Origin of the sequence: Pseudomonas migulae NBRC 103157 (genome assembly GCF_002091715.1) — a bacterium.
Lineage (GTDB): Bacteria > Pseudomonadota > Gammaproteobacteria > Pseudomonadales > Pseudomonadaceae > Aquipseudomonas > Aquipseudomonas migulae_A.
The window spans coordinates 105,683-130,487 of record NZ_BDAG01000012.1 but is presented as its reverse complement, the minus strand read 5'-3'; the positions used below and the strand labels follow the sequence as shown (position 1 = coordinate 130,487).

21 protein-coding genes and 1 tRNA gene are annotated in these 24,805 nt (G+C 58.6%); 10 read left to right on the top strand and 12 right to left on the bottom strand.

The window, feature by feature from the left end; translation table 11 throughout:
• Window position 1: 1 nt before the first annotated feature.
• From PMI01S_RS12045 to PMI01S_RS12020, 6 genes are all read right to left on the bottom strand, one after another.
• Window positions 2–1,024, bottom strand: a complete 1,023-nt coding sequence (locus tag PMI01S_RS12045) for an ABC transporter permease (protein ID WP_084320175.1) — start codon at window positions 1,022–1,024, stop codon at window positions 2–4.
• Complete coding sequence (locus PMI01S_RS12040) at window positions 1,024–2,085, bottom strand: microcin C ABC transporter permease YejB (RefSeq protein ID WP_017339138.1); 1,062 nt, start codon at window positions 2,083–2,085, stop codon at window positions 1,024–1,026. The genes PMI01S_RS12045 and PMI01S_RS12040 overlap by 1 nt, the downstream gene beginning before the upstream one ends.
• A complete protein-coding gene (locus PMI01S_RS12035) occupies window positions 2,085–3,953 on the bottom strand; it encodes an extracellular solute-binding protein (protein WP_084320173.1) in 1,869 nt (622 codons plus the stop codon). Before PMI01S_RS12035 ends, PMI01S_RS12040 begins: the two co-directional genes overlap by 1 nt.
• Before the next feature lie 138 nt (window positions 3,954–4,091).
• On the bottom strand, window positions 4,092–4,373 hold the full coding sequence (locus PMI01S_RS12030; protein WP_008029538.1) for a peptidylprolyl isomerase: 282 nt from the start codon (window positions 4,371–4,373) through the stop codon (window positions 4,092–4,094).
• Window positions 4,374–4,457: 84 nt separating this feature from the next.
• Window positions 4,458–5,339, bottom strand: coding sequence for an esterase/lipase family protein (locus PMI01S_RS12025; protein ID WP_084320171.1), 882 nt, complete (start codon window positions 5,337–5,339; stop codon window positions 4,458–4,460).
• Window positions 5,340–5,565: 226 nt separating this feature from the next.
• Entirely contained in the window at window positions 5,566–6,639 is a 1,074-nt protein-coding gene (locus PMI01S_RS12020) for a 3-deoxy-7-phosphoheptulonate synthase (protein ID WP_084320169.1), read from the bottom strand.
• A 627-nt stretch (window positions 6,640–7,266) separates the two neighbouring features.
• On the opposite strand from PMI01S_RS12020, the gene PMI01S_RS12015 reads away from it, so the two are divergent.
• The 6 genes from PMI01S_RS12015 to PMI01S_RS11990 all read left to right on the top strand — a co-directional run bounded on the left by PMI01S_RS12015 (window position 7,267) and on the right by PMI01S_RS11990 (window position 11,793).
• Window positions 7,267–8,025 (top strand): carbon-nitrogen hydrolase family protein, encoded by a 759-nt coding sequence (locus PMI01S_RS12015; protein ID WP_084320168.1) that lies wholly within the window; start codon window positions 7,267–7,269, stop codon window positions 8,023–8,025.
• Complete coding sequence (locus PMI01S_RS12010) at window positions 8,025–8,468, top strand: GNAT family N-acetyltransferase (RefSeq protein WP_084320167.1); 444 nt, start codon at window positions 8,025–8,027, stop codon at window positions 8,466–8,468. Before PMI01S_RS12015 ends, PMI01S_RS12010 begins: the two co-directional genes overlap by 1 nt.
• A gap of 126 nt (window positions 8,469–8,594) precedes the next feature.
• Window positions 8,595–9,236, top strand: coding sequence for a response regulator transcription factor GacA (gene gacA / locus PMI01S_RS12005; protein WP_008015884.1), 642 nt, complete (start codon window positions 8,595–8,597; stop codon window positions 9,234–9,236).
• A gap of 2 nt (window positions 9,237–9,238) precedes the next feature.
• Complete coding sequence (gene uvrC, locus PMI01S_RS12000) at window positions 9,239–11,062, top strand: excinuclease ABC subunit UvrC (protein ID WP_084320165.1); 1,824 nt, start codon at window positions 9,239–9,241, stop codon at window positions 11,060–11,062.
• A 32-nt stretch (window positions 11,063–11,094) separates the two neighbouring features.
• A complete protein-coding gene (gene pgsA / locus PMI01S_RS11995; RefSeq protein ID WP_084320164.1) occupies window positions 11,095–11,655 on the top strand; it encodes a CDP-diacylglycerol--glycerol-3-phosphate 3-phosphatidyltransferase in 561 nt (186 codons plus the stop codon).
• A gap of 62 nt (window positions 11,656–11,717) precedes the next feature.
• Window positions 11,718–11,793, top strand: a tRNA-Gly gene (locus PMI01S_RS11990).
• Between the two features lie 209 nt (window positions 11,794–12,002).
• On the opposite strand, the gene PMI01S_RS31990 is transcribed toward PMI01S_RS11990, so the two are convergent.
• Window positions 12,003–12,401 (bottom strand): hypothetical protein, encoded by a 399-nt coding sequence (locus PMI01S_RS31990; protein ID WP_084320199.1) that lies wholly within the window; start codon window positions 12,399–12,401, stop codon window positions 12,003–12,005.
• Between the two features lie 407 nt (window positions 12,402–12,808).
• Between PMI01S_RS31990 and PMI01S_RS11980 the strand changes: the two genes are divergently transcribed.
• Window positions 12,809–13,573, top strand: coding sequence for a tetratricopeptide repeat protein (locus tag PMI01S_RS11980; protein ID WP_084320197.1), 765 nt, complete (start codon window positions 12,809–12,811; stop codon window positions 13,571–13,573).
• Window positions 13,574–13,688: 115 nt separating this feature from the next.
• Here the strand turns inward: PMI01S_RS11980 and PMI01S_RS11975 are convergent, their stop codons facing one another.
• From PMI01S_RS11975 to PMI01S_RS11955, 5 genes are all read right to left on the bottom strand, one after another.
• Window positions 13,689–14,411 carry a DUF4198 domain-containing protein gene (locus PMI01S_RS11975; RefSeq protein WP_084320162.1) on the bottom strand — a complete coding sequence of 241 codons (723 nt, stop codon included), beginning with the start codon at window positions 14,409–14,411 and terminating at the stop codon, window positions 13,689–13,691.
• Between the two features lie 15 nt (window positions 14,412–14,426).
• Window positions 14,427–16,517, bottom strand: a complete 2,091-nt coding sequence (locus tag PMI01S_RS11970; protein WP_084320160.1) for a TonB-dependent siderophore receptor — start codon at window positions 16,515–16,517, stop codon at window positions 14,427–14,429.
• A gap of 289 nt (window positions 16,518–16,806) precedes the next feature.
• A complete protein-coding gene (scpA, locus tag PMI01S_RS11965) occupies window positions 16,807–18,864 on the bottom strand; it encodes a methylmalonyl-CoA mutase (RefSeq protein WP_084320159.1) in 2,058 nt (685 codons plus the stop codon).
• Window positions 18,861–19,724, bottom strand: a complete 864-nt coding sequence (locus tag PMI01S_RS11960) for a Pnap_2097 family protein (RefSeq protein ID WP_084320157.1) — start codon at window positions 19,722–19,724, stop codon at window positions 18,861–18,863. Before PMI01S_RS11960 ends, scpA begins: the two co-directional genes overlap by 4 nt.
• 259 nt (window positions 19,725–19,983) lie before the next feature.
• On the bottom strand, window positions 19,984–21,891 hold the full coding sequence (locus PMI01S_RS11955) for a sigma 54-interacting transcriptional regulator (RefSeq protein ID WP_084320155.1): 1,908 nt from the start codon (window positions 21,889–21,891) through the stop codon (window positions 19,984–19,986).
• A gap of 243 nt (window positions 21,892–22,134) precedes the next feature.
• Here PMI01S_RS11955 and PMI01S_RS11950 point away from each other — a divergent pair, with 243 nt between their 5' ends.
• From PMI01S_RS11950 to PMI01S_RS11940, 3 genes are all read left to right on the top strand, one after another.
• The gene (locus PMI01S_RS11950; RefSeq protein WP_020294052.1) at window positions 22,135–22,617 is read left to right on the top strand and encodes an MSMEG_0572/Sll0783 family nitrogen starvation response protein; all 483 of its coding nucleotides are present in this window, start codon (window positions 22,135–22,137) and stop codon (window positions 22,615–22,617) included.
• A gap of 135 nt (window positions 22,618–22,752) precedes the next feature.
• The gene (locus tag PMI01S_RS11945) at window positions 22,753–23,730 is read left to right on the top strand and encodes a Nit6803 family nitrilase (RefSeq protein WP_084320153.1); all 978 of its coding nucleotides are present in this window, start codon (window positions 22,753–22,755) and stop codon (window positions 23,728–23,730) included.
• Entirely contained in the window at window positions 23,717–24,799 is a 1,083-nt protein-coding gene (locus tag PMI01S_RS11940) for an MSMEG_0568 family radical SAM protein (RefSeq protein ID WP_084320151.1), read from the top strand. Before PMI01S_RS11945 ends, PMI01S_RS11940 begins: the two co-directional genes overlap by 14 nt.
• Window positions 24,800–24,805 lie beyond the last annotated feature (6 nt).

Below are 24,805 nucleotides of genomic sequence, written 5' to 3'. Positions count from 1 at the left end.
TTCAAGACCGAGGATCAAAGGCATCTCGCAACGCCTCGCCGATAAACACCAGTAAAGAAAGAATCAATGCCAGGGTGAAAAACGCCGTCAGCCCCAGCCACGGCGCTTGCAGGTTCTGTTTGCCCTGACCGATCAGTTCACCCAGTGAAGCGCTGCCAGCAGGCATGCCGAAACCGAGGAAATCCAGCGCGGTGAGCGTCGAAATCGCCCCGGTCAGAATGAACGGCAGGTAACTCAGCGTTGCGTTCATCGCGTTGGGCAAAATGTGCCGCACGATGACTTTGCGGTCGGTCAGGCCCAGTGCGCGGGCGGCTTTGACGTATTCCAGGTTGCGTCCGCGCAGGAACTCGGCGCGCACCACGTCCACCAGGGCCAGCCAGGAAAACAGCGCCATGATCCCCAGCAGCCACCAGAAATTCGGCTCGACGAACCCCGACAGGATGATCAGCAGATACAGCACCGGCAACCCCGACCAGACTTCCAGCAAACGCTGACCGATCAGGTCGACCCAGCCGCCGTAATAACCTTGCAACGCGCCGGCGGCGATGCCGATCAGCGCACTGACGAATGTCAGCATCAACGCAAACAGGATCGACACCCGCGCACCGAAAATCACCCGGGCCAACACGTCACGCGCCTGGTCGTCGGTGCCTAGCCAATTGACGTTCGAGGGCGGGCTCGGCGCCGGTTTGTTCAGGTCGTAGTTAGGCGTGTCGTCGCTGAACGGGATCGGCGGAAACAACAACCAGCCGCCGTCCTTTTTGATCAGCTTCTGCACATAGTCGCTACGGTAGTCGGCCTGGAACGGCAGTTGTCCGCCGAACTCCTGCTCGGTGTAGCGCTTGAAAACCGGGAAGTACAACGAGTCCTGGTAACGGACCACCAGCGGTTTGTCATTGGCGATCAGCTCGCCGCCCAGGCTCAACAGGAACAGACCGATAAACAGCCACAGCGACCACCAGCCACGACGGTTTTTCTTGAAGCGTTCGAAACGGCGACGCGCCAACGGCGAAAGCTTGAACATCAGGCGTTCCTCGCGGCGAAGTCGATACGCGGGTCGACCAGGGTGTAGCAGAGGTCGCCGACCAGTTTTATCAGGAGGCCGAACAGCGTGAAGATGAACAACGAACCGAACACCACCGGATAATCCCGGGACACCGCCGCCTCGTAGCTCATGCGACCCAGGCCATCGAGGGAAAAGATCACCTCGATCAGCAGCGAGCCGGCAAAGAACACGCTGATGAACGCCTGGGGAATCCCCGACACCACCAACAACATCGCGTTGCGGAACACGTGGCCGTACAGCACGCGCCGTTCGCTCATGCCTTTGGCGCGGGCGGTGACCACGTATTGGCGGGTGATTTCGTTGAGGAAGGAGTTTTTGGTCAGGATCGTCAGGGTGGCAAATCCGCCGATCACCAGCGCCGTCACCGGCAACACCAGGTGCCAGAAGTAGTCGGCGATCTTGCCCACCGTGGACAGCGATTCAAAGTTGTCCGAGACCAGGCCGCGCACCGGGAACCAGTTCAGCGACGTGCCGCCGGCGAACACCACGATCAGGAACATCGCGAACAGGAATGCTGGCATCGCATAGCCGATGATGATCGCGGTGCTGCTCCAGATATCGAAGTGGCTGCCGTGATGCACGGCTTTGCGGATGCCCAGCGGGATCGACACCAGATAGGTGATCAGCGTGGCCCAGAGCCCGAGAGAAATGGTCACCGGCATTTTTTCCAGGATCAGGTCGGTGACGGTGGCGCCGCGGAAAAAGCTTTTGCCGAAATCCAGTTGCGCATAGCTTTTGAGCATCAGCCACAGACGCTCCGGCGCCGGCTTGTCGAAGCCGTACTGTTTTTCGATTTCCTTGATCAGTTGCGGATCGAGGCCGCGACTGGCCCGAGAACTGCCGCTCATGACTTCGCTGGAGCCACCGCCGACACTGGCGCCGCCGATCCCTTGCAGGTGCGCGATTGCCTGTTCCACCGGGCCGCCTGGCGCGGCCTGAACGATGACGAAGTTGACCAGCAGAATGATCACCAGCGTCGGAATGATCAGCAGCAGACGCCGCAGAATGTAAGCCCACATCAGTGCGGCCCTCCGGGTTTGCCGCGCTTGATCAGCTCGGCGGTCATCTGTTGGTTGGTCAGCGGCGTGGTGCTCACTTCCCACCAACTCTCGATGGCTTCGTCATTGGCGGCTTGCACGCTGGGAATCCCGAAGCGGTTCCACCATACGGTCGAACTGCCCGGCGGATAGTAGTTGGGAATCCAGTAGTAGTTCCATTGCAGCACCCGGTCGAGTGCATGGGCGTAGCGCAACATGTCGGCCTGGGTGGTGGCGCGAACCAGGCCGCTGACCAGCGTATCGACCGCCGGGTTTTTCAATACCATGTAATTGTTGGAGCCCGGATCGTTGGCCGCCGCGGAGCCAAAATAGTTGTTCAGTTCGTTGCCCGGCGAGGTGGTGACCGGATAGCCGGTGACGATCATGTCGTAATCCCGGGACATCAGGCGATTGACGTATTGGGACGAATCGATGCGACGGATGTTCAGGTCGATGCCAATCTGCTTCAGCGTGCGCTTGTACGGCAGCAGCAAACGGTCCATGCCGTTCTGGCTGACCAGGAACGTAAAGCTCAGCGGTTGGCCTTCGGCGTTCACCAGTTGATCGCCATCGGGTTTCCACCCGGCCTGCCCGAGCAAGTCCAGCGCTTGCAGTTGTTTGTCGCGGATCACGCCGCTGCCATCGGTTTTCGGTGCTTCGAAGACTTTGGTGAACACTTCGTCGGGGATCTGTCCGCGCAAGGGTTCAAGAATCGCCAGCTCGGCGGCATCGGGAAGGCTGCGGGCGGCAAGGTCGGTGTTGGAAAAGAAACTTTGCTGGCGAATATAGAGGTCGCGCATCATCTGCCGGTTGCTCCATTCGAAATCCCAGAGCATCGCCAAGGCCTGACGTACGCGGCGATCCTGAAACAACGGATTTTGCAGATTGAACACGAAACCTTGCGCTGATTGCGGCGCGTTTTGCGCCAGATGCGCCTTCTGCAGGCGACCGTCGCTGAGCGCCGGGCCGTCGTAGCCGATGGAGTAGCCGGTGGCGGAGAACTCACGGTTGTAGTCGTACGCACCACCGCGCAACACCTGGCGCGCCACGTCGGTGTCGCCGAAGTACTCGATGCTGAAATGATCGAAATTGTAGAGGCCGCGGCTGACCGGCAGGTCCTTGCCCCACCAGTCGGGGTTGCGTTCGAAGGTGATGCTGCGCCCGGAGTCGACCTTGCTCACCTTGTACGGGCCGCTGCCCAGCGGTGGCTCGTAACCACCGCCGCTGGCGAAGTCACGGGTTTTCCACCAATGCTCGGGAAACACCGGCAAAGTCGCGATGTCGAGGGGCAGGGTGCGGTTTTCGTTGCTCTTGAAATCGAAACGAACGGTGCTCGGCGATTCCACTTCGACGCCTTTGACGTCGGCGAATTGCGTGCGATAGCGCAGGCTGCCCTGGGTCATCAGCAGATCGAAGGTGTAGCGCACGTCTTCAGCGGTAATCGGCTTGCCATCGGCGAAGCGGGCCTTGGGGTTGAGGTAGAAACGCAGGGACAAACCGTCTTCCGAGCGCTCCATCTTCTGCGCCACCAGGCCATAAACGGTGTAAGGCTCGTCCAGCGAGCGCTGGGCCAGGGGCGAATAGATCAAACCGTCGATCTGCGTCACGCCGATGCCTTTGTCTATATAAGGCAGGACATGATCGAAATGCCCGATTTCGATCGCCGAGCGGCGCATCGTCCCGCCCTTGGGGGCTTGCGGATTGGTGTAGGCAAAATGACTGAAGCCGGCAGGGTACTTGGCCGGTTCACCGTAGACGGTCAGCGCATGTTGGGGGGCGGCATTCACACCGGCGGCGCCCAACAGCAGGGCCACGGCAGTGAACAGCAAAGTAGGGAAAGCCAGTCGCATTGTCAGCCTTAGAGCCGGGTGGTCGATAACCGCAATTTGTACGCTAGCGGCGCGTCCCTCGCCAGCCGTATCACGCATCCGAAACACGACGGCCCACCAAAAAGGCGGGCCGTTGTGCGGAAAAGCCAAGCGATTGGATCAGTCCTGACGGCTGGTCACTTCCAGCAAGTGGTAACCAAACTGAGTCTTGACCGGACCTTGCACCACGTTGATCGGTGCGCTGAAGACCACGGTGTCGAATTCCTTGACCATCTGGCCTGGACCGAACGAACCCAGGTCGCCGCCCTGACGGCTGGACGGGCAGGTGGAGTTGGCTTTGGCAACTTCGGCGAAATCGGCACCCGCTTCGATTTGGGCTTTGAGTTCGTTGCACTTGTCTTCGCTGGCAACCAGGATGTGACGGGCAGTGGCTTTAGCCATGGGAAATACTCCTTTCAATGTTCAATAAAATGCGGAGCCTACCGGATTCAGTGGTCCTTTTCTTCTCAAAGTTCCTTCGAATGCTCACAGGCCAGCCTTTCGCAGGCGTTCAGCGTGTTGCACATACAAATCAATCGGGTCGACGCCAGTGCGGACGCGACCGGCTGTCTGGTTGATGCTGTCCAGATGATCGAGCGGGTAGTCGGAACGGATCACTTTGCCCAAATGGGAGCTGAAGCGTCCGACCATGCCGTCGTTCTGATCGGCTTCGGTAGTGAAATACCGAGAAAAGGCCAGTGAGAACCCGTTCAGCGGATCAAGTGCATTGAGCCCTTCATCGATAACGGTCCCCTGCAACGTGCCGCTCCAGGAATAGTAGCGAACCCCGTTGACCAGCTCGCGACCCTTGCCACCCCAGGTTTTTGGCAGGCCCTGAGGGTATTTCTCATTAAATGCGTAGACACCTTCAGTGGTCAGCGCATTCAACGCGGCGATAGCGTTCTGCGGCAGGTGCGGGTTGCCACTCAGCAAAGACAGGAAATCGGCGAACAAGGTGACGACCGCTTCGGCGGCCCGTTCCGGGAGGCGACCGGGCGTCAGTGCCTTTCGCAGGAAATCCGCCAGTTCCGAGCCGTGATTCGGTCCGCTGACCGACGTCACCGACGCTACGAATTGCGGCGCTATCGCTGCGGCATAACGTGCGGCCAGTGCGCCCTGGCTGTGTCCGATCAGGTTGACCTTCTCTGCACCGGTACCTTCCAGCACTCGTTCGATCTGTGCCAGAAGCTGTTTGCCGCGTGCTTCGTTGGTATGGGTAGCCGACAGGTGAGGTATGAACACCCTGGCGCCGTCGCTGCGCAGTGCTTGCCTGATGTCCTGGAAGAGTTCAAACGGGCCGATCCGGTCGAAACCGAACAAGCCGTGAACCAGCAGGATGGGATAGAGAGTGCTTGCATTCCGTTGCATGTTCGTACCTTTTCGCGGGAGTTCGAGGATGTGCTCGGGCCTCACTCTAAAGCACTCGGGTGTTCGCGCGATGTCTGAAAAAGCCGCTGTACATGGGGGAAAACGGAATAGGTAAGGTACGAATTTTCGAATCCGCAGGAGGCTTTTTTCGGAATGTCCGGACGTCCTTTAACCGGAGGTAGCGCAGAGTTCTGCAATGACCTACCTCCGGAATGCTATTTGCCTGTCAACCGCGTGTCGCTCGCAACCGTTCCGCCGCCGAACGCAACAACGCCTCCGTCCCGTCCCATCCCAGGCACCCATCTGTCACCGATACGCCGTACTGAAGCGACGGATTCAACGGCTGGCAACCCTCGAACAGATGGCTCTCGATCATCATCCCGATCAGCGAGCGATCACCTTGCAGGCGCTGATCAAGCACATCGTTGAACACCGCCGGTTGACGCAGCGGGTCTTTGCCGCTGTTGGCGTGGCTGCAGTCGACCATGATCCGTGCCGGGATCTTCAGCTTGGTCAAATCGCTGTTCACTTTGGCGACGCTGTCGCGATCGTAGTTCGGGCCGCGATGGCCACCGCGCAATACCAGGTGAGTGTCTGCATTGCCCGGGGTCTGAATGATCGCCGGATGCCCCTGACTGTCGACACCGAAGTGCCGATGCGGATGGGCGGCCGAGCGCATGGCGTCGCTGGCAACGCCGACGCCGCCATCGGTGCCGTTCTTGAAACCGACCGGCATGTTCAGGCCACTGGCCATTTCCCGGTGGATCTGCGACTCGGTGGTGCGGGCGCCAATGGCCACCCAACTGAGCAGGTCGTCGAAGTAACCGGCAGCCATCGGTTGCAGCAATTCGGTGGCGATGGGCAAACCCAGTCGGAGCATTTCGCGCATCAGCTCGCGGGACAGGGTCAGGCCGCCGGCCATGTCATCGCTGCCGTCCAGGTGCGGATCGTAGGCCAGGCCTTTCCAGCCGACCGTGGTTCGGGGTTTTTCAACGTAGGCGCGCATCACCAGCAGCATTTCATCGCTGACTTCGGCGGCGAGGCGGGCGAGGTTGCTCGCGTATTCGAGGGCGGACTGGGGATCGTGAATCGAGCAAGGGCCGACGATGACCAGCAAACGGGAGTCTTCACCGTTGAGGATCGCGCGGACTGCGTCGCGGTGGGCCGCGACCTGGCGGGTCAGGGCGTTGCTGAGGGGCAATTGCTGTTTGAGTTGCAATGAGCTTGGCAGACGCAGGGTCAGTGCTTCATTGGCAGGGCTCAGGGTGGACAGCGGCAGAGCAGAGACGGACGAGTTCATATTCAGGCTTCCTGGGCGAGTGGCGGGTTCGTTCCCGCGCGCTCGGCCCTACTGGGGTGTTCGACAATTGGCCGGATTGGCTGCGTGTGTGTGCTTGCCACCTGTGGGTGACCGATCGGAGGCGGCAGGCTGTCCCGAGCGGAGGCTGCTAAATCGCCAGGCGGTAAAACTGTCGTAACGGTAATAAGTGGCGTAGTTCATGTCGTGAATCCTCAGGTTGTCTGGTGTGTTGCTAAAAATACGTAGGGCTGAAAAAACAAAACCCCCGGTCGGGAGGCCGACCGGGGGTTGAGAATTCTCTGGTGGCGACCCGTTTAAAGTGGGCGCCGTGTGGGTATCAGGCGCGCCAGTGGCTAAACCAATACCCAAAATAAAAGCTGACCGGAGCGCAAACGACGTTCACCCGGGCAGCCGCAACCGAGCGCAGGGCGCTGGCGGTACGAAGCTGTGAGAGGGCGTTCAACATGGTCTGTCTCCGATGGATGCGCCGAGCTTACTAGAGGCCGGTACGCGGATTCAATCAGAAATTGCTATCGATCACCGACGGCGTTTTCTATCGCTTGAGTGCGTCGAAGGTTGTGACACACTCATCGCTTAAACAAAAACACAACGTTACAAGGACGAACCATGACGCCGCTGACCATCGCCGCCGCTCAATCGATCTCTATCGCGGGAGACCTGGCCGCCAATATCGCCGGGCATCAACGCTTCATGCAGGCGGCGGCGGAGCAGGGCGTGCAGTTGCTGGTGTTTCCGGAACTGTCGCTGACCGGGTACGAGGGTGGGCTGGCGGTTGAGCTGGCGATTGCACCGGAGGATGCGCTACTGCAACCGTTAAGGCATTTCGCGCAGGAAATCGGTGTAACGACTGTGGTCGGGATGCCTATTCGTCTGTCGGAGAATTCGCCAGTGTTGATCGGAGCGCTGGTCCTGGGCGCCGATGGCTCGCTGGGGGTCTACAGCAAACAGCATCTGCATCCCGGCGAGGAAGTAGCGTTTGCACCGGGCTTTGGCGGTTCTACCCTGGTAATTGGCGGTGACACGGTCGCCCTGGCGGTGTGCGCCGATTTTTCCCACGCCAGCCATGCGGCCGCAGCGGCGCAACAGGGCGCCGATCTGTATGCAGCAGGCGTGCTGATCACTGAAAAAGGCTACGCCCCGGACACCGCGTTGCTGCAGGGCTATGCCGTCACGCATTCGATGGCGGTGCTGATGGCCAACCACGGCGGTGCGACGGGGGGCTGGGAGTCGGCAGGACGCAGCGCGATCTGGGCGTCGGACGGTTCGCTGATTACCGCTGCACCCGGTACTGGCAGTCTGCTGGTCGTTGCTCGCCGCACAGCTGATGGCTGGATGGGGCGCGTCGTTGCCGTCGCGGAGGTCTGATGGGGTTCGAATTACGTCCGGCGACATCGCAGGACCTAGACTTTGCACGGGAATTGACCTGTCAAACCATGCTCCGCTACTACATTCAGCACGATCTGCTGTGGCAGGACGAGGCCTTCGATGTTGCGTGGGCGGGGCGGGAAAACTGGCTGATCGTGCGCGATGAGGTGGTACTGGGGTATGTGAGCCTCAGCCGGGACGCAAGGGCCTTGTACATCCGTGAGTTGCATGTGCTCGACACGTTCCAGGGGCAGGGTGCCGGTTCCTGGGCGATCGATCAGGTATTGTCGATGGCGCGCAAGGAACGCCGCCCGGCCCTGCGGTTGACGGTGTTTGTAAATAATCCGGCAAAAGCCTTATATGAAAGAAAGGGCCTGCAGGTGGTCGGCGCAGACGAGTGTTTCCTGAGAATGCAGCGCGATGTCGAGGTCGCGGATCGCTGAAACACGCATCGCACAAGCCTTTCAAGATGTATTGAAACTTTTTATATGACGCTTGCCGCTAGGTCTGCCAGTCGCTTTTTGCTAAGGTGTCGACAACTCAATAAGACCATATCGCGAGGTGTCTGCTTGATTAGGGTGCTAGTAGTCGATGACCATGATCTCGTTCGTACAGGCATTACACGAATGCTGGCTGACATCGATGGCCTGCAAGTGGTCGGCCAGGCCGAGTCAGGTGAAGAATCCCTGCTCAAGGCGCGTGAGTTGAAACCCGATGTGGTGCTGATGGACGTCAAGATGCCCGGTATCGGCGGTCTTGAGGCCACCCGCAAATTGTTGCGCAGTCATCCGGATATCAAGGTCGTTGCGGTCACCGTGTGTGAGGAAGATCCGTTTCCTACACGGTTGTTGCAGGCCGGAGCCGCCGGTTACCTGACCAAAGGCGCCGGGTTGCCGGAAATGGTCCAGGCCATCCGCCTGGTGTTTGCCGGCCAGCGCTACATCAGCCCGCAAATTGCCCAGCAACTGGCGATCAAATCTTTTCAGCCGACCAACGATTCGCCGTTCGACGCACTGTCGGAACGGGAAATCCAGATCGCACTGATGATTGTCGGCTGCCAGAAGGTGCAGATCATTTCCGACAAGTTGTGCCTGTCGCCCAAAACCGTGAACACCTACCGTTACCGAATTTTCGAAAAGCTTTCGATCAGCAGCGATGTCGAGTTGACGCTGTTGGCGGTTCGTCACGGCATGGTTGATGCCAGCCTCTGAAAATGACTGACACCTTTGATCCAAGTGCTTTCCTGTCGACGGTCAGTGGACGCCCCGGCGTCTATCGCATGTTTGACAGCGAAGCGCGTCTGCTCTACGTCGGCAAGGCCAAGAACCTCAAGAATCGCCTGTCGAGTTACTTCCGCAAGTCCGGGCTCGCGCCGAAAACCGCTGCGCTGGTGGCGCGGATTGCCCAAGTCGAAACGACGATCACCGCCAACGAAACCGAAGCCTTGCTGCTTGAGCAGACGCTGATCAAGGAATGGCGGCCGCCCTACAACATTCTGTTGCGCGACGACAAATCCTACCCGTACGTGTTTCTCTCCGATGGCCAGTTCCCGCGCCTGAGCATTCATCGTGGTGCGAAGAAGGCCAAAGGCAAGTATTTCGGTCCCTATCCCAGTGCCGGTGCGATTCGCGAAAGCCTGAGCCTGCTGCAAAAGACCTTTTTCGTGCGCCAGTGCGAAGACAGCTATTACAAGAACCGCACGCGGCCGTGCCTGCAATATCAGATCAAACGCTGCAAGGCGCCTTGTGTCGGCCTGGTGGAGCCCGAGGTGTACGCCGAAGACGTACGGCACTCGGTGATGTTCCTGGAGGGGCGCAGCAACGCGCTGACCGACGAGTTATCGGCCGGCATGGAAGAGGCGGCGATCAACCTCGAGTTCGAGCGAGCCGCCGAATTGCGTGACCAGATCTCCTTGCTGCGCCGGGTTCAGGATCAGCAGAGCATGGAAGGCGGGACCGGAGATGTCGACGTGATCGCCGCGTTCGTCAACCCGGGCGGTGCCTGTGTTCATCTGATCAGCGTGCGCGGTGGCCGGGTGCTGGGGAGCAAGAACTTTTTCCCGCAGGTGGGTATTGAAGAAGACGTGTCCGAGGTCATGGCCGCGTTTCTCGGTCAGTATTTCATCAGCAGCCCTGAGCGCGACTTGCCGAGCGAATTGATCGTCAACGTGGTACACGAAGATTTTCCGACGCTGATTGCAGCCATTGAAGAGTTGCGTGGTCGCGAACTGACCATCAGCCACAGGGTTCGCGGGACGCGGGCGCGCTGGCAGCAATTGGCCGTGACCAATGCCGAGCAGGCGCTGGGCGCGCGTCTGGCCAACCGCCAACACGTCGCCGCGCGTTTCGATGCCCTGGCCGACGTGCTGAAACTGGATGAGCCGCCGCAGCGCCTGGAGTGTTACGACATCAGTCACTCCAGCGGCGAAGCGACCGTGGCGTCCTGTGTGGTATTCGGTCCCGAAGGCCCGATCAAGTCCGACTACCGTCGCTACAATATCGAAGGCGTCACACCGGGCGATGACTATGCCGCGATGCACCAGGCCCTGACCCGACGCTTCAGCAAACTGAAGGACGGGGAGGGCAAGCTGCCGGACATCCTGTTGGTCGATGGCGGCAAGGGGCAGTTGTCCATGGCGCGTGATGTGCTCAATGAGCTGGCGGTGCCCGACCTGATTCTGCTGGGCGTGGCCAAGGGCGCGACACGCAAGGCCGGTTTCGAAACCTTGTACCTCAACGACGCCGCCCACGAATTCACCTTGCGTGGAGATTCCCCGGCATTGCATTTGATCCAGCAGATCCGTGACGAAGCTCACCGTTTTGCGATTACCGGGCACCGCGCCCGTCGTGGTAAAACGCGCCGCACGTCTACACTGGAAGGCGTTGCAGGCGTTGGACCGACACGCCGGCGCGATTTGTTGAAACATTTTGGTGGATTGCAGGAGCTGTCTCGTGCCAGCATCGAAGAGATCGCCAAAGCACCCGGGATCAGTAAAAAGCTCGCAGAGTTGATTTATGCAAATCTGCACAGCGAGTAGAATGCCACCTCACCTCGTAGCCAGTTGTGCCGATGAATATCCCTAATCTGATTACCGTTCTACGCGTCCTGCTTATCCCGATCTTCATTTTGCTGTTCTACCTGCCTTACCAATGGAGCTACCTGGCGTCTGCTTCGGTCTTTGCGTTTGCCGCCGCCACGGACTGGCTGGATGGTTATCTGGCTCGCCGACTGGAGCAAAGCACGCCGTTCGGGGCTTTTCTCGATCCGGTGGCCGACAAACTGATGGTCGCCGTGGCGCTGGTGTTGCTGGTGCAGGAACACGGTAACCTGTGGCTCACGCTGCCGGCAGCAGTGATCATCGGTCGCGAAATTGTCGTCTCGGCGCTGCGGGAGTGGATGGCCGAGCTCGGTGCTCGTGCTCACGTTGCCGTGTCGAACCTGGGCAAATGGAAAACCGCTGCGCAAATGCTGGCGCTGGTGATCCTGCTGGCCAATCCGTCGGACTTCACGTTCTGGGTTCTGGTGGGTTATGCCTTGCTGATGATCTCGGCGGGCCTGACGCTGTGGTCCATGGTTCAATATTTGCGGGCTGCCTGGCCGCATCTGAAGACCGACGTGGAAAAGAAATAAACTTTTTTGAATCAAGGGGTTGACGGGGCATCTGGATTCTATAGAATGCGCCTCACCAAGACGCGGGAATAGCTCAGTTGGTAGAGCACGACCTTGCCAAGGTCGGGGTCGCGAGTTCGAGTCTCGTTTCCCGCTCCAAATACGAAAAAGCGCCACTCATTGAGTGGCGCTTTTTTTTGCGCGTTTTTTATGGTTGGCATTGTCTAGTTCTGAGGGTTTACACCTGTTTCATCCCAACGCCCGATGCATCGCATCGGGCGTTTTGTATTTCGGACCGGTTTGAGTCGTGGTTTGCAGGTTGGCGCAGTATTGCCCGTGTTGCAGACGGATTGTTCCGGGGCTTCGCGCTAGCGACGATAGTAACGGTGATCGTTCTCGTAACGGTGCCGCATGGCCCGATTCTGGTGGCGCTCCCAATCACGATGGCGCTCAGCTTCTCGGCGAGCTTGCTCTCTACGCCACTGATCTCTGCGCCAGTCGTCTCGGCGCCAATCGTCTCTACGATCGTGCCAACGGTCGTCATGCCAGTATCGGTCGTCATGGGCAAGCAACGGCCCTTGCTGCGTGCCGGCCATACTGGCCAAGGTCGGCCAAGGGTTGCCGGCGGCTTGGGCAGGAGTCTGAACGGCTGGGACTTCAGTTGCGGAAGCAGGGGTTGAGGTTTTCATCTGTGTGGCTGATGCCGAGCCCACTACCGCGAACGCGAACAGGCCGAAGAACACCATCCGTGGAACATGGAGTTTCATGAGCGAAGACAACCTCTGATTGACTATTAGGCTTGTGGCCATCTGGCGGCGCAAGCCTGCGAAGGGCGTGCTTACCGAACGGATGTGCCTATCCACATAGACCGATAAATAGGGAAAAGTTCGAGGGGGCCGTTGCTTAAATCCACAACAGTCTCAGTGTTCGACCAGTTTTGAAGTCTGCTTTCTCGATGCCCGCTTCTGACCATTTTCTGCTCTGCGTGAAGTGCAGCAATAGGTCGTGATTAGTTGTTGGGGGGGTAAAAAATGATACGGGTTGCGGCGGACGTTACAGCCGGAACTTCAGGGTGTTGGCCAGGTCAATAGCGGCCCTGTATTGGAAATGCCGGGCAGCGCTGTGGCGCTGCTTTACGGCAGTGCCGTCCGAGTTCAGTCGAGTCCGCCCCCTGATGCCAACCAAGAGTTTTCTGCCGGGCCTCATCTTTGTGTTCTGCGCTGTTGCGTCGTTTTGTTCTGTCGCTGCCGAGCGGAGAGCGCCCGCGCAAAGCAACAGTGCATCGACCACCCTGATCGAAACAGCCTCGCGACAGTATGAAAATGGCCAACTGGATCAGGCCGCCGCTACGCTGGAGCGTGCCCTGCATATCCAGCCGAACAATCCCGCGACGCTGCATTACCTCGGTGTATTGCGTCTTCAGCAAGGGCAGTACCAGCAGGCTGAAACCTTGGCGGCGCGCTCGAACATGCGGGTTGGTCGCAACGTCGAGTTGCGTAACCGCAACTTCCAATTGATCCAGGCGGCACAGCAGGCCCAATCTTCGGGTTCCCCGTCCAATGCCAACGAGAACCTGGCCGCAGTACAGAAGGGGCTGGAAGAGGAGACCCAAAGGCGCCGCGAAGCGGAAATGGCGGTTGTTGAGCAATCCACTCCGGACACTGGACGTGACGCTGACCACTTCGCTAGCGCAAAGGCAGATCGGGTTTCGGATGTACCGACGGCGGGCAGAGCCGGGGCCGAAGGACAATTGCAAATGGCTAATGTCGAGCCTGAGCTGGCGTACGCTGAGGTTGAGATTCCCCGTGGCCATATGCCGCCTCCGGGCAAATGCCGAATTTGGTTTCCTGATCGTCCGCCGGGGCATCAGCCTGCACCTGGCAAATGCAAGAAGCTGCGATATCGGGTTCCCTCAGGGGCCTACCTGGTGCGCGGTTGAGTTCGTTCTCTGCGTTATGCGATGGGTCGCTTTTGGCCGATTGCTGCTTGTCGTGACGAGCAGCAATCGGCCCATATCGGATTTTCGATCTCAATTGTAGATGCAGTACAGAAGTTTATTCGTGGTGTGGCTCCCCAAGGAAAGTCAGCGAGCTGAACAAACTCTGCTTGTCTACCGGCGCGCCTTTGGGCAGCGGGAGTGTGAATTGCGCGGCGATGATGTTCAGGCCTTCGTTGCGCACCTTTATGCGTGCACGTCCTTCCTTGTCAGTCTTGCCACTGATTTCAGAGGGTGCACTGCGGTAGTCGCCGACAAGTTCGATATCGGCAGTTGGCTTGCCGTCAACCAACACCTGCACTTCCAGTTCCTTGCCAACGCCGATCTTCACAGGATCGCTTTGAGGGATAATCGCCAAACGCAGCATGCCTAGCCTTGGTAGGTGCGCGCCTTCCTGATAGATCGCCAGACTGTATTTGAAACTATGGGTCGAGGCGATGGCGTCTTTCACCTGAGTACGGTTTTGATTGATCCATCGCTTGTCCGGAGTCTGCGACCAGGGGCCGTTATCCAGCTCCACAGCCATGACCGCTGGTGGCCTAAGCGGCTGCAGGCGGGCGTGGTCTGCCAGGCGCTGGACGGTCACGGGGATCATTTTGCCGGTCACATCATAGGCCCATCCGCCTTTTATCTTCTCGGCTTTGAAAGCATCGTCTTCGGCGCCATGGCCGTACACCACCTCGATATTGCCACGGCGTTCCTCGGTCCACAGGCCGTGGGCGTTAGCCTGTGTGGACGCGACGAACGCCAGTACGGCGGCGATTTTTAGTGAAGATTGCATGGTGATTCCTTTCGATCAGAGGTTGAGCGTCAGGCTGACGCTTAGGTTGCGTGGTTCGCCTGGCATGACCCAGACGCTGTTATAGGCGCGTTCGTAGTACTTGCGGTTGAACAGGTTGTTGAGGTTCAGCCCGACAGTGACTTCTTCGCTGGCTTTGTAATGGGCGAGAAGGTCGAGGGTGCTGTATGAGGGGAGGGTGAAAGTGCTGCCAGCCTGGCCCGAGCGCTCGCCGACGTAGCTCACGGCAGCGCCGACGTCTGAGCCCCGAAGAGCCCCGTTTTGGAACTCGTGGACGGCCATCAGGCTGCCGCTGTTTCGGGCGATACCGAGCAGATCACTGCCTTTGGGGATGGCCGCGTCGCCTTTGGTGACCTCTGCGTCAATGTAGGCATAAGCACCAATGACGCGCAGGGCATCGGTGACTTGGCCACTGAACTGCAGATCCAGGCCCTTGCTGCGGGCTTTGCCTGCCGCAACACTGTCTCCAAGGGCGTCGGTGGTGATGACGTTTTCTTTGTCGATTTGGAACAGGGCGATAGTCGCGCCAATGCGGCTGTCAAAGAGATCAAGTTTCAGTCCGCTTTCATACCCCAGACCTTTTTCAGGCTTGTATACCTGTCCCTTAGTACCAATGGTGTTGGGCTTGAACGAGGTGGATGCATTGGCGAACACGCCGACCTGCGGCGTCAGTTGATAGAGCAGGCCGATGCGCGGGGTGGCGACGTCCTTTTCCTGGCTGCTATTAACGCTTGTGGTTCGGTTCAGCGAAGTCTGTTCGATATGTTCCAGACGTACGCCGATCAAACCGCGCAAGCGGTCGGTAAAGGCGATCTGGTCCTGGAGGTTGAGGGCGTAGCTCTCGGTATGCTCGTAGAAATCGTTGGCGCGGGTGAGAGCCGGTTTGGACTGGCCGTAAACCGGGTTATAGATATCCAAGCCATAGCTGCGCAGAGTAGCGCTCTGGGGATACTTCTGACTGTTGCGGTAGTTCTCGTACTCCAGTCCTATCAATGTCTGGTGCCGCCAACCGGCAAGCTCCAAGTCTCCGTGGAGTTCGGCCTGGGTGATGTTGTCGTTCCACTCGAAATTCCGTTCTCGGTAGAATCGGGTCAGGGTTGTACCGACCAGCGCTTGGGGTTCCGAGCTCGCGCCTTTGAGTGTGCCCTGGGTGTAGTGATTGGCCAGGCGCAGTTTCCAATCGTCACTCAGATAGTGCTCCAGGGCCAAGTCGATAGTCTGGTTATCGTTGCGGATTTCGCCATCGTTGGGCTCGCCCATAAAGGTCGAGCGCTTGACCGATCCCAACTCGCCCTTGACGGCAGGAATGCCTCGATCGAACACCGTTTCGGTACGGGAAAACTCGGTGTCCAGCATTAGCCGGGTATCTGGCGAAATCTGCCAGATCAGCGACGGGCTCACGATGCTTCGTTCGTTGCCGACGTAGTCGCGGAAGCTGCCGTTGTCCTCGATTGCGAGGTTGACCCGGGCCAACAAGTTGCCTTCGCTGTCGAGTGGAGTATTGACGTCTAGGTTGCTTCGATAGCGATCCCAGGTGCCCGCGCTGAAACCCAGAGTACTGGAGGCTTCTCGTTGGGGGCGCTTGGTGACGATGTTGACCAGGCCGCCAGGGTCGCCGCGACCGTATAGGCTGGCAGCGGGCCCTTTCAGTACTTCGATGCGTTCGATGTTCGAGGTATCCGGCGAACTGTAGCTGCCACGGTTGATGGCGAAGCCGTTCTTGTAGAGCTCTCCCGTGGTGAAGCCGCGCACACTGTAGTTAAGAAAAGTCAGCCCGCCGAAGTTGTTCTGTCGTGATACACCACCGGCGAAATCCAGAGCGCGGTCGATACGGGAGGTGTTGAGGTCCTGGATCACCTGGGCGGGTACGACTTCGATGCTCTGCGGCGTGTCACGGATGTCTGTGTCGGTGCGGGTGGCTGTACTCGAGCGAGTGGCGCGATAGCCGCGCACGGCGCCATCGGCACGCTCCTCGACGAAGACGTCGGTGATCGAGAGTTCGTCCAGTACCAAGCTTTCTCTCGCTGATAACGGTTGTTCAAATAGTCCGAGCGTGAGTCCTGCCAGCAGCGGCGCATAGTGTTTCAAAACGATCTCTCCATTGGTGACGTAATAACATAACACTAAATGAAATGAGAGGCACTGGTACTCAAAGATCCCCCTGGTCTGTTTGGTTTGTTCGAGGGAAGGTGACGCGGGGCAAAAGAGGTCGGTGTTGTCGATGGGTTCACGTCAGCCCGATGCCCGCGAGTTGGGCATTGCGCGCCATCAGGGTGTGCAGGTGGCGAAAGTGGCGGCAAAACGCGTAACAGTCTGAGCGGCCTCCAGCAGAGGTTGGGGCCCCGTTTGTTCAAACCGCCTCCTGATGGGGGCGGTTTTATTTGCAGATGAGCAGATCAATCAGATGCCCGATAATGTCAGGCACTTCCTGCCCCGGGCCGAAGCATGCCTTGACTCCAAGTTTCTGCAATTGTCGTGCATCGGCTTCTGGAATGATGCCGCCCACAACAACCGATAGCTCAAGTTCACGCTCGTTCAGCAGACTCAATAGTTCAGTGAATAATTCGTTGTGCGCTCCCGCCAAACTTGAAACCCCAATCAAATCTACCTGATCCACTTCTAGCGATTGCAGTAACTGAAGGGGTGTTTGAAACATCTGAAGAAGCCGCACCCTGAAGCCGGCATCGGACAGCGCCGCTGCCAATAAACGAATGCCACGGTCGTGCCCGTCCTGACCCAGCTTGGCCAGCATAATCGACGGCCGACGGCCGTGATTCTTGATAAAGGTCGAGACCCGCGCTGCCGCTGTAGCCCAATTCGGGTGAGTACTCACAGAGGGGCCATAGTGCCCTGTGCTGAACTTCAGATCTGGTCTGAAGCGGGGCCATACTATTTCCAGTGCCTTGGTGCATTCGCCGACTGTAGCTCGCGCTCTAATCGCGGCTACGGTCTTCTCCAGCAGGTTGCCTCGGCCCGAGCGTGCGCATTTCGTGATCGAATCCAGCAGGGTTTGAACGTGAGCGTTATCGCGCATCAAGCGCAGACGAATCAGACGCCGGCACTGTCGTGCGAGCAGAGCCTGACTGTTCTCGGGTAGGGCAGGCTGCTTCTCGGTGTTCTCGTAGGCGCTGGAGATTATTTGACGCTGCATCCCGCAATCGAGACGGGCTTGAGTTTCCATGGCCTGGAGGTGAATGGTCTGGCTTATCCAGCCGGACTCGATTGACTGGAACACCCCGCCCTGAGCATCAATCTGCGCCATCCGTTGGCGAACCTGTGCGGCCATTTGTGCCGTCAGGGATTCCATCATATAGGAACCCGCCCAGGGATCGACCACATCGCAAAGCCCGGTTTCCTGTTGCAGGATATGCTGGGTATTGCTGGCCAGCCTTGACGAGGCCTCACTGGGCAGCGCCAAGGCCTCGTCCCAGGCATTGGTGTGCAGAGACTGGGTACCGCCAAAAACAGCGGCCATGGCCTGGACGGTGGTACGCGTGACATTGTTCAGCGGATCCTGCGCACAGAGCGACCAGCCTGATGTCTGGCAGTGCATGCGCAAGGCCTGACCTTTTTCACTCTGCACGCCCAGGTCTCGAGTGATCTCAGACCAAAGCATGCGAGCCGCACGGCATTTGGCAACTTCGCTGAAAAAGTCGCTACCGATACCGAAAAAGAAACTGATTCGTTCACAGAATCTGTGTAAATCCAGGCCGCTTTTTTGCACCTGTTCGGCATAGGTCCTGGCGTTGACCAAGGTCAGCGCCAGCTCCAGTACCGCATCGGCACCGGCCTCCTGGAAATGATAACCGGATACCGAAATTGGGTTGAACCTCGGTACGTTTTCGTTCAAATAACCGATCACGTCCATGGTTACGCGCATTGAGGGTTCTGGCGCAAAAATGTACGTATTGCGTACCGTGAACTCTTTGAGAATGTCGTTCTGAATCGTGCCGCTGAGCTGCTCTGGAGTGAAACCTGATTCTTGCGCAGCAACGATGAACGCAGCCAGCACGGGCAGTACTGCGCCGTTCATGGTCAGTGACACCGACACCTGGTCCAGGGCAATGCCGTCGAGCAATTCCAACATGTCCTCGACGCTGTCGATGGCGACTCCTGCCTTGCCGACATCGGCCTGCCACAATGGGTCGCTGGAGTCGTAGCCACGATGTGTCGGCAAATCAAAGGCCAGTGATAAACCTGTCGCACCTTCAGCTAATCGTTGTCGCAGGCGCTGGTTGCTGGCGTCGGCACCTGCAAATCCGGTGTACTGACGCACTGTCCAGGGCTTTTCCGGGTACATGCTCGAGTAAGGGCCACGCACAAAGGGGGGCTTGCCTGGCAGGCTATGCAGATGCTCAAGACCTTCGAGGTCGCTGCAGTGGTACACCGGCTTGAGTCGCAGGCCTTCGGGCCGCCAGAGAGGAGAATGGCTCATGGTCGGCTGCAGTCCGAAAGATGGATTTTTCGGGTAAAGATGTCCGCGAGCTTGAAAAGGTCGCTGCGTCGATACACTTCACACCAGTGCAGATCTCTATAACCTGGCTGCCCCGTGTGCAGTTTTATTTGCAAGCTGTCACTGATATTGAGATTGCCGTAGAAGTGCAGCTCGCGCTGGCGAATGTGACCGGGGCGGCGCAATCCCAGCAGGGCCCATTCCGCGCGCTCGACCACGGCCTGGAAGTTGGCGAAGTAAAGAAGGTCAGCACCGTTGAAGTCGATGTCGGGGCAGGGCGTGAAATCAAATACACGCGCCCCTTCGATTGAATGACGGTCAATCCCGTGATGGCTGTGCCAGTCGCCGCTCCGTATTCTTCGGTTGTCGGCGTGCAGCTCATTGAGAACCGTCGGCGGCTCGGACACGGGGGCTGGTGTGCCACTGAGGCATGCTTTGCTGACACTACGATTGTCACCCGGTACATGTCGGCTCACGAAGGTGGACAGTAGCCCCACGTGCCCGGCGATGCGATCGCCCAGTCTGACTTCATGCTCGCTGTAGTGCCGAGCATGTCCACCGCGTCCGATCCGGGTGTTGATCTGGAACGAGCGATTTTCGATGATGGTTTCCAGCTTCAGATTCCACAGCTTTACTGCCGTGAACGCAGCATAAGCGATGCGCCCTTGCTCATCGACGAAATCAGGCAGAGGTCGATTATGTAATTGGGCCAATGCGAGCCAATGTTGATGACCGCACTCTTTCAACAACCAGTTTTCCGACAATCCTGTGTATGCCAAGTTGGGCATCGAGGCCAGGTAGGTTTCTGAGCGGGAGGCGATGAATGCAGTGGTTGTCGGCATGGTAGATATCCATCATTTTGCCTGGCAGGGCGTCGATGCCGTCACGGGACATGACGGGGCTTATCCATCCCTGTTAGCGAATGACATACCAAGTTGTCGCGGTTTTTTTATGCGGTCCTAACTATTTGATTTTAAAAGTTATCTTTGTGGGTTGTGGGTTTTCGTGCAGGAATTGTTGATCCTCGCAAGCTACGCATTTACGTAGAAATACGAATCTTCGTAGTGGCTATCACGAGATTGCGTGATCAGCCAGGTCTGATCAGTCCTCCAGCTTGATTTCCAACCGTTTGAACCTGGAAGCCAGTGTCGTGGGTTTGAGCCCAAGTAATTCGGCTGCACCGCCTTTACCGAACAGCTTTCCATCTGCGGCCTTCAGCGCGGCTTCCATGTTGATGCGCTCGAGTTCGCGAATCTGCGCGTCCGTCATAATCGTGGTGGCAAGAGAAGGCTGCTGAGAGGGGGGAAGATTCGGTTTTGGTTCGTCGGGCAAATCCAGGTTCAGATCCGCGCCAATCGAGGTGATCAACGCTCGCTCAATGACGTTTTGCAATTCGCGAATATTACCCGGCCACGAGTAGCGTTGCAGGCGTTCGATGTCGCTGTTGCGCAATCGCCTCCCGGGCATGTTCAGGCGCTTACCGGTCTGCTTTAGGAAGTGTGCGGCCAGGGCCCCGATGTCCATCAATCGATCGCGCAATGGCGGGGACTGGATCGGGAATACGTTCAGACGAAAATACAGGTCTTCACGAAAGTGTTTAGCCGCGACTTCCTGGCGCAGGTCGCGGTTGGTCGCGGCAATGATCCGCACATCGACCTTGCGCGTGCGTTCTTCGCCGACCCGCTCGAACTGACCTTCCTGCAACACCCGCAGCAATTTGCTTTGCAGCTCCAAGGGGATTTCGCCGATTTCATCGAGGAACAACGTGCCACCGTCAGCCAGCTCAAAGCGCCCGACGCGATCACGCACCGCCCCGGTAAAGGCGCCCCGGATGTGCCCGAAAAACTCGCTCTCGAACAACTCCGCAGGGATCGCCGCGCAATTGACCCGAATTAGCGGATGGGCATTGCGGCGACTGGCCTGGTGGATGGCGCGGGCAATCAGCTCCTTGCCCGTTCCCGACTCACCGTTGATCAACACACTGGCATCGGTAGGGGCAACAACGTCGATCTGCCGGATGATTTTCTTGATCGGCTCGCTCTGGCCGACGATTTCCCGGAAGTTGTGCTCGATGTGGATTTCTTCCTGCAAGTAAGCATTTTGTTCCTCGAGGCGCTCCTTCAGTACCTTGAGTTCATCCAGGGCATTTTGCAGCTGGTTCTCCGTGCTGCGTCGCTCGGTGATGTCGCGGAACACCACTACCGCGCCTACGATGCGTCCCTCGGAAATCACCGGAGTACTAGTGAATTCCACCGGAAACGAACTGCCGTCACGACGCCAGAACACCTCCTGACGTCCCTCATGGACCACGCCGTCGCGCACGGCTTTATAGATCGGGCATTCATCGACCGGGTAGTGGCTGCCATCGGCGTGGGTATGGTGATGGATGCGATGGATGTTCTTGCCGATCATGTCCTGCGGTTCCCAGCCCAGCATGCGCGCGCCTGCCGGGTTGACGAAGGTCGCCAGGCCTTCGCTGTTGATGCTGTAGATACCGTCGCCCACCGAACTGAGCAGCAGCTGGTTATCGCGTTCGCTTTCCTGGAAAAGATTAAGGATGTTCCGCCACTCAATCAGCCCGCCGCGCATGGTGCGTTCGGTGTGGGCTTGGTCGCGCTGGTACTTCTCATGGCTTAGCTCACGCAATACCAGGATCAGTTGTTGCTCACCCTTGATCTGCAGAATGGTGGCGGAGATTTCCAGCTCGATGCGTTCGCCGCTCTTGCAGTTGCAACTCAACTCGTCGGTCCAGCCGCGGCCCTTGTCCATCACGGCCTGGGTGAACACGATCAGGTCGGCCAGTTGGTGGCCGAACAGCTTGCTCACCGGCAGCTCCAGCAACTCCTGGCGCGGATAGCCGAGGAGTTCGCAGGCGGCGATGTTCAGATCACCCAACCGATCGCTGAACGGGTTGAGCAGCGCAATGGCTTCGGCGCAGTGCTCGAACACCATGTGCCGCGACGAATAGGCCAGGTCGGCCCAACCGCTGAGAGCGTCTGTTTCAGTCATGACTACGAAATCTCGTGATAGGCCGCTACGAATATTCGTATTTCTACGGGAATCCGTGATTCATCGATAGCATCAGATTGGCCCATAAAAACCTTATCAGATAAGCATCTCTAAGCGAATCAGCCACTTACCTTGCCCGGAAAATTAATTTTATTTCCTGGCACGGCGTTCGCTCTATCTCCTGCAACCCGGCAGCCAACCACAGGCTGTCGTTCAAGCACGAAGAAACTGGAGAGCGACACTATGCCAACCGTGGACATCCCCCATTACAAAGACGGCGACTTCCTGGTCAATTACGAAGAGAAAGTTTTCGAGGACGTCAAAGCCGAGCCTGGCGAGAAAGTCCTGATCACCTTCCACACCATCGCCTTCGAAGGCTCCATTGGCCTGGTCAACATGCTTCAGGCCAAGCGCCTGTTGCGGAAAGGTTTCGAAACCAAAATTCTGCTGTACGGGCCAGGTGTGCAACTGGGTGTACAGCGTGGTTTCCCGACCCTGGGGGCTGAGGCGTTTCCCGGTCATTTGGCGGTAAACAAGCAGCTGATGCAGTTCATGGAGGAGGGCGGTGAGGTCTACGCCTGCCGCTTCGCCCTGCAAGCGCTGTACGGCCAGACCGAAAAGGCCCTGATCGAAGGCATCCGCCCGATCAACCCGCTGGACGTGATGGACCTGCGCCTGCTGATGCGTCGTGAAGGCGCGATGATCATCGATACCTGGACGGCCTGATTACACCGTGTAGGAGCCGGCTTGCTGGCGATGGCGATTTGTCAGGTGAGATCCGTGTTGATGATCTGCCGCTATCGCCCGCAAGCCGGCGCCTACAGGCTTGCATCTTCAATCACCTCAAGACCAGGACCCCTCATGGCCATCATTCGCGCAGCTGCCGTACAGATCAGCCCGGTGCTTTACAGCCGCGAAGGCACCGTGGACAAGATCTGCCAACAGATCATCGCCCTCGGCCGACAAGGCGTCCAGTTCGCCGTGTTTCCGGAAACGGTGGTGCCTTACTACCCTTATTTTTCCTTTGTGCAACCGGCCTTTGCCATGGGTGCACAACACCTCAAATTGCTCGATCAATCGGTGACCGTGCCGTCCGCCGCGACACTCGCAGTTGGCGAGGCGTGTAAACAAGCGGGAATGGTCGTGTCCATCGGGGTCAATGAACGCGATGGCGGAACGATCTACAACGCGCAATTACTCTTCGATGCCGATGGCAGCCTGATTCAGCACCGACGCAAGATCACCCCGACCTACCATGAACGCATGGTCTGGGGTCAGGGCGATGGTTCGGGACTGCGCGCGATCGACAGTGCCGTGGGGCGCATCGGCTCGCTGGCCTGCTGGGAGCATTACAACCCGCTGGCCCGTTACGCCTTGATGGCGGACGGCGAGCAGATCCACGCTGCGATGTTTCCCGGCTCCTTGGTGGGCGATATTTTTGCCGAGCAAATCGAAGTCACCATCCGCCATCACGCCCTGGAATCCGGTTGTTTCGTGGTCAACGCCACCGCATGGCTGGATGCCGATCAGCAGGGCCAGATCATGCAGGACACCGGTTGCGGCCCCGGCCCGATCTCGGGTGGCTGCTTCACCGCCATCGTCTCTCCCGAAGGCAAATTGCTCGGAGAACCGCTGCGTTCCGGCGAAGGCGTGGTGATTGCCGACCTCGATCTGGCACTGATCGACAAGCGCAAACGCATGATGGATTCGGTCGGGCACTACAGCCGTCCGGAGTTGCTCAGCCTGTTGATCGACCGCACGCCCACGGCGCATGTCCATGAGCGCAGCGGCCACTTTGCATCGGTTGCCGACGAGGAGTCCGATCATGCAAACCAATGAATTGCTCGCTGAACTGCAATGCCATGGCGTGCGTTGGCCGGCTGCGCAGAACGGCCTGTCCCGGCAAGGTGGCGCAGGACCGTCGGATCACAAGGCGCTGAGTTTTGGCAGCCGGACCATGATGGTGCCGATCCTCAATCAGGCCTCGCAGGATTCACCCTATCAAGCGCAACCCAGCGCCGATGGCAGCCAGGCGCTGATCTTTCGCGAAGGCTTGCAGGTCGGTCAAGTGCAGATGCCAGGCGTGCCGAAGTTCTATGGTTTGAGCACTGCCGACGGCATTCCCTATTGGAAAATCGCCACACTGCACAGCAGCGATGTCCTCGCGACCACGGTGTTGCAGCACTGCATTCGTTTCAACGATCGCGGCAGTTCATGCCAGTTCTGTGCGATCGGCCAGTCGCTGGCGGCGGGTAAAACCATCGCCCGCAAACGTCCGCAGCAACTGGCTGAAGTGGCAAAAGCGGCGGTGGAACTCGATGGCGTTAAGCACATGGTGATGACCACCGGCACGCCGCAAACCCTGGACCGAGGCGCGGCCATCTTATGTGAATCCGCCGCGGCGGTGACTGCAGCGGTGGAGCTGCCGATTCAGGCGCAATGCGAGCCGCCGGACGATGATCGCTGGTTCCAGCGTCTGGCCAACAGCGGCGTGGTGTCGCTGGGCATGCACCTGGAAGCGGTCACCGATGAAGTGCGCCAACGGATCATGCCGGGCAAGGCCGAAGTGCCGCTGAGCCGGTATTTCGACGCTTTTAGCGCCGCAGTCGAAGTGTTCGGTCGCGGCCAAGTCAGCACTTACATTCTCGCCGGGCTGGGCGACAGCGAAGCCGCGATCAGTGAAATGAGCGAGCGTTTATGCGCGCTGGGGGTTTACCCGTTCGTGGTGCCGTTCGTGCCCATCGACGGCACGCCGTTGGCCCATCACCCGAAACCCGACAGCGCGATGATGGCCCGTTTGTATCCGCAGATCGGTGCGAGCCTGCGTCGCCACGGTCTTCACTCCGATCAGATCAACGCCGGTTGCGCCAAATGTGGCGCGTGCTCGGCCCTCAAAAGCTACGAATAAGCCGGA

Excerpts from the sequence above, each read along its gene's own strand:
- PMI01S_RS12045 (WP_084320175.1), bottom strand. The coding sequence starts at position 1,024 with ATGTTCAAGCTTTCGCCGTTGGCGCGTCGCCGTTTCGAACGCTTCAAG.
- scpA (WP_084320159.1), bottom strand. The coding sequence starts at position 18,864 with ATGAGCCATTCTCCTCTCTGGCGGCCCGAAGGCCTGCGACTCAAGCCG.
- PMI01S_RS12020 (WP_084320169.1), bottom strand. The coding sequence starts at position 6,639 with ATGAACTCGTCCGTCTCTGCTCTGCCGCTGTCCACCCTGAGCCCTGCC.
- PMI01S_RS12030 (WP_008029538.1), bottom strand. The coding sequence starts at position 4,373 with ATGGCTAAAGCCACTGCCCGTCACATCCTGGTTGCCAGCGAAGACAAG.
- PMI01S_RS12025 (WP_084320171.1), bottom strand. The coding sequence starts at position 5,339 with ATGCAACGGAATGCAAGCACTCTCTATCCCATCCTGCTGGTTCACGGC.
- PMI01S_RS12040 (WP_017339138.1), bottom strand. The coding sequence starts at position 2,085 with ATGTGGGCTTACATTCTGCGGCGTCTGCTGCTGATCATTCCGACGCTG.
- PMI01S_RS12010 (WP_084320167.1), top strand. The coding sequence starts at position 8,025 with ATGGGGTTCGAATTACGTCCGGCGACATCGCAGGACCTAGACTTTGCA.
- PMI01S_RS11940 (WP_084320151.1), top strand. The coding sequence starts at position 23,717 with ATGCAAACCAATGAATTGCTCGCTGAACTGCAATGCCATGGCGTGCGT.
- uvrC (WP_084320165.1), top strand. The coding sequence starts at position 9,239 with ATGACTGACACCTTTGATCCAAGTGCTTTCCTGTCGACGGTCAGTGGA.
- PMI01S_RS11945 (WP_084320153.1), top strand. The coding sequence starts at position 22,753 with ATGGCCATCATTCGCGCAGCTGCCGTACAGATCAGCCCGGTGCTTTAC.
- pgsA (WP_084320164.1), top strand. The coding sequence starts at position 11,095 with ATGAATATCCCTAATCTGATTACCGTTCTACGCGTCCTGCTTATCCCG.
- PMI01S_RS31990 (WP_084320199.1), bottom strand. The coding sequence starts at position 12,401 with ATGAAACTCCATGTTCCACGGATGGTGTTCTTCGGCCTGTTCGCGTTC.
- PMI01S_RS11950 (WP_020294052.1), top strand. The coding sequence starts at position 22,135 with ATGCCAACCGTGGACATCCCCCATTACAAAGACGGCGACTTCCTGGTC.
- PMI01S_RS11960 (WP_084320157.1), bottom strand. The coding sequence starts at position 19,724 with ATGCCGACAACCACTGCATTCATCGCCTCCCGCTCAGAAACCTACCTG.
- PMI01S_RS11955 (WP_084320155.1), bottom strand. The coding sequence starts at position 21,891 with ATGACTGAAACAGACGCTCTCAGCGGTTGGGCCGACCTGGCCTATTCG.
- PMI01S_RS11980 (WP_084320197.1), top strand. The coding sequence starts at position 12,809 with ATGCCAACCAAGAGTTTTCTGCCGGGCCTCATCTTTGTGTTCTGCGCT.
- PMI01S_RS12035 (WP_084320173.1), bottom strand. The coding sequence starts at position 3,953 with ATGCGACTGGCTTTCCCTACTTTGCTGTTCACTGCCGTGGCCCTGCTG.
- PMI01S_RS12015 (WP_084320168.1), top strand. The coding sequence starts at position 7,267 with ATGACGCCGCTGACCATCGCCGCCGCTCAATCGATCTCTATCGCGGGA.
- PMI01S_RS11975 (WP_084320162.1), bottom strand. The coding sequence starts at position 14,411 with ATGCAATCTTCACTAAAAATCGCCGCCGTACTGGCGTTCGTCGCGTCC.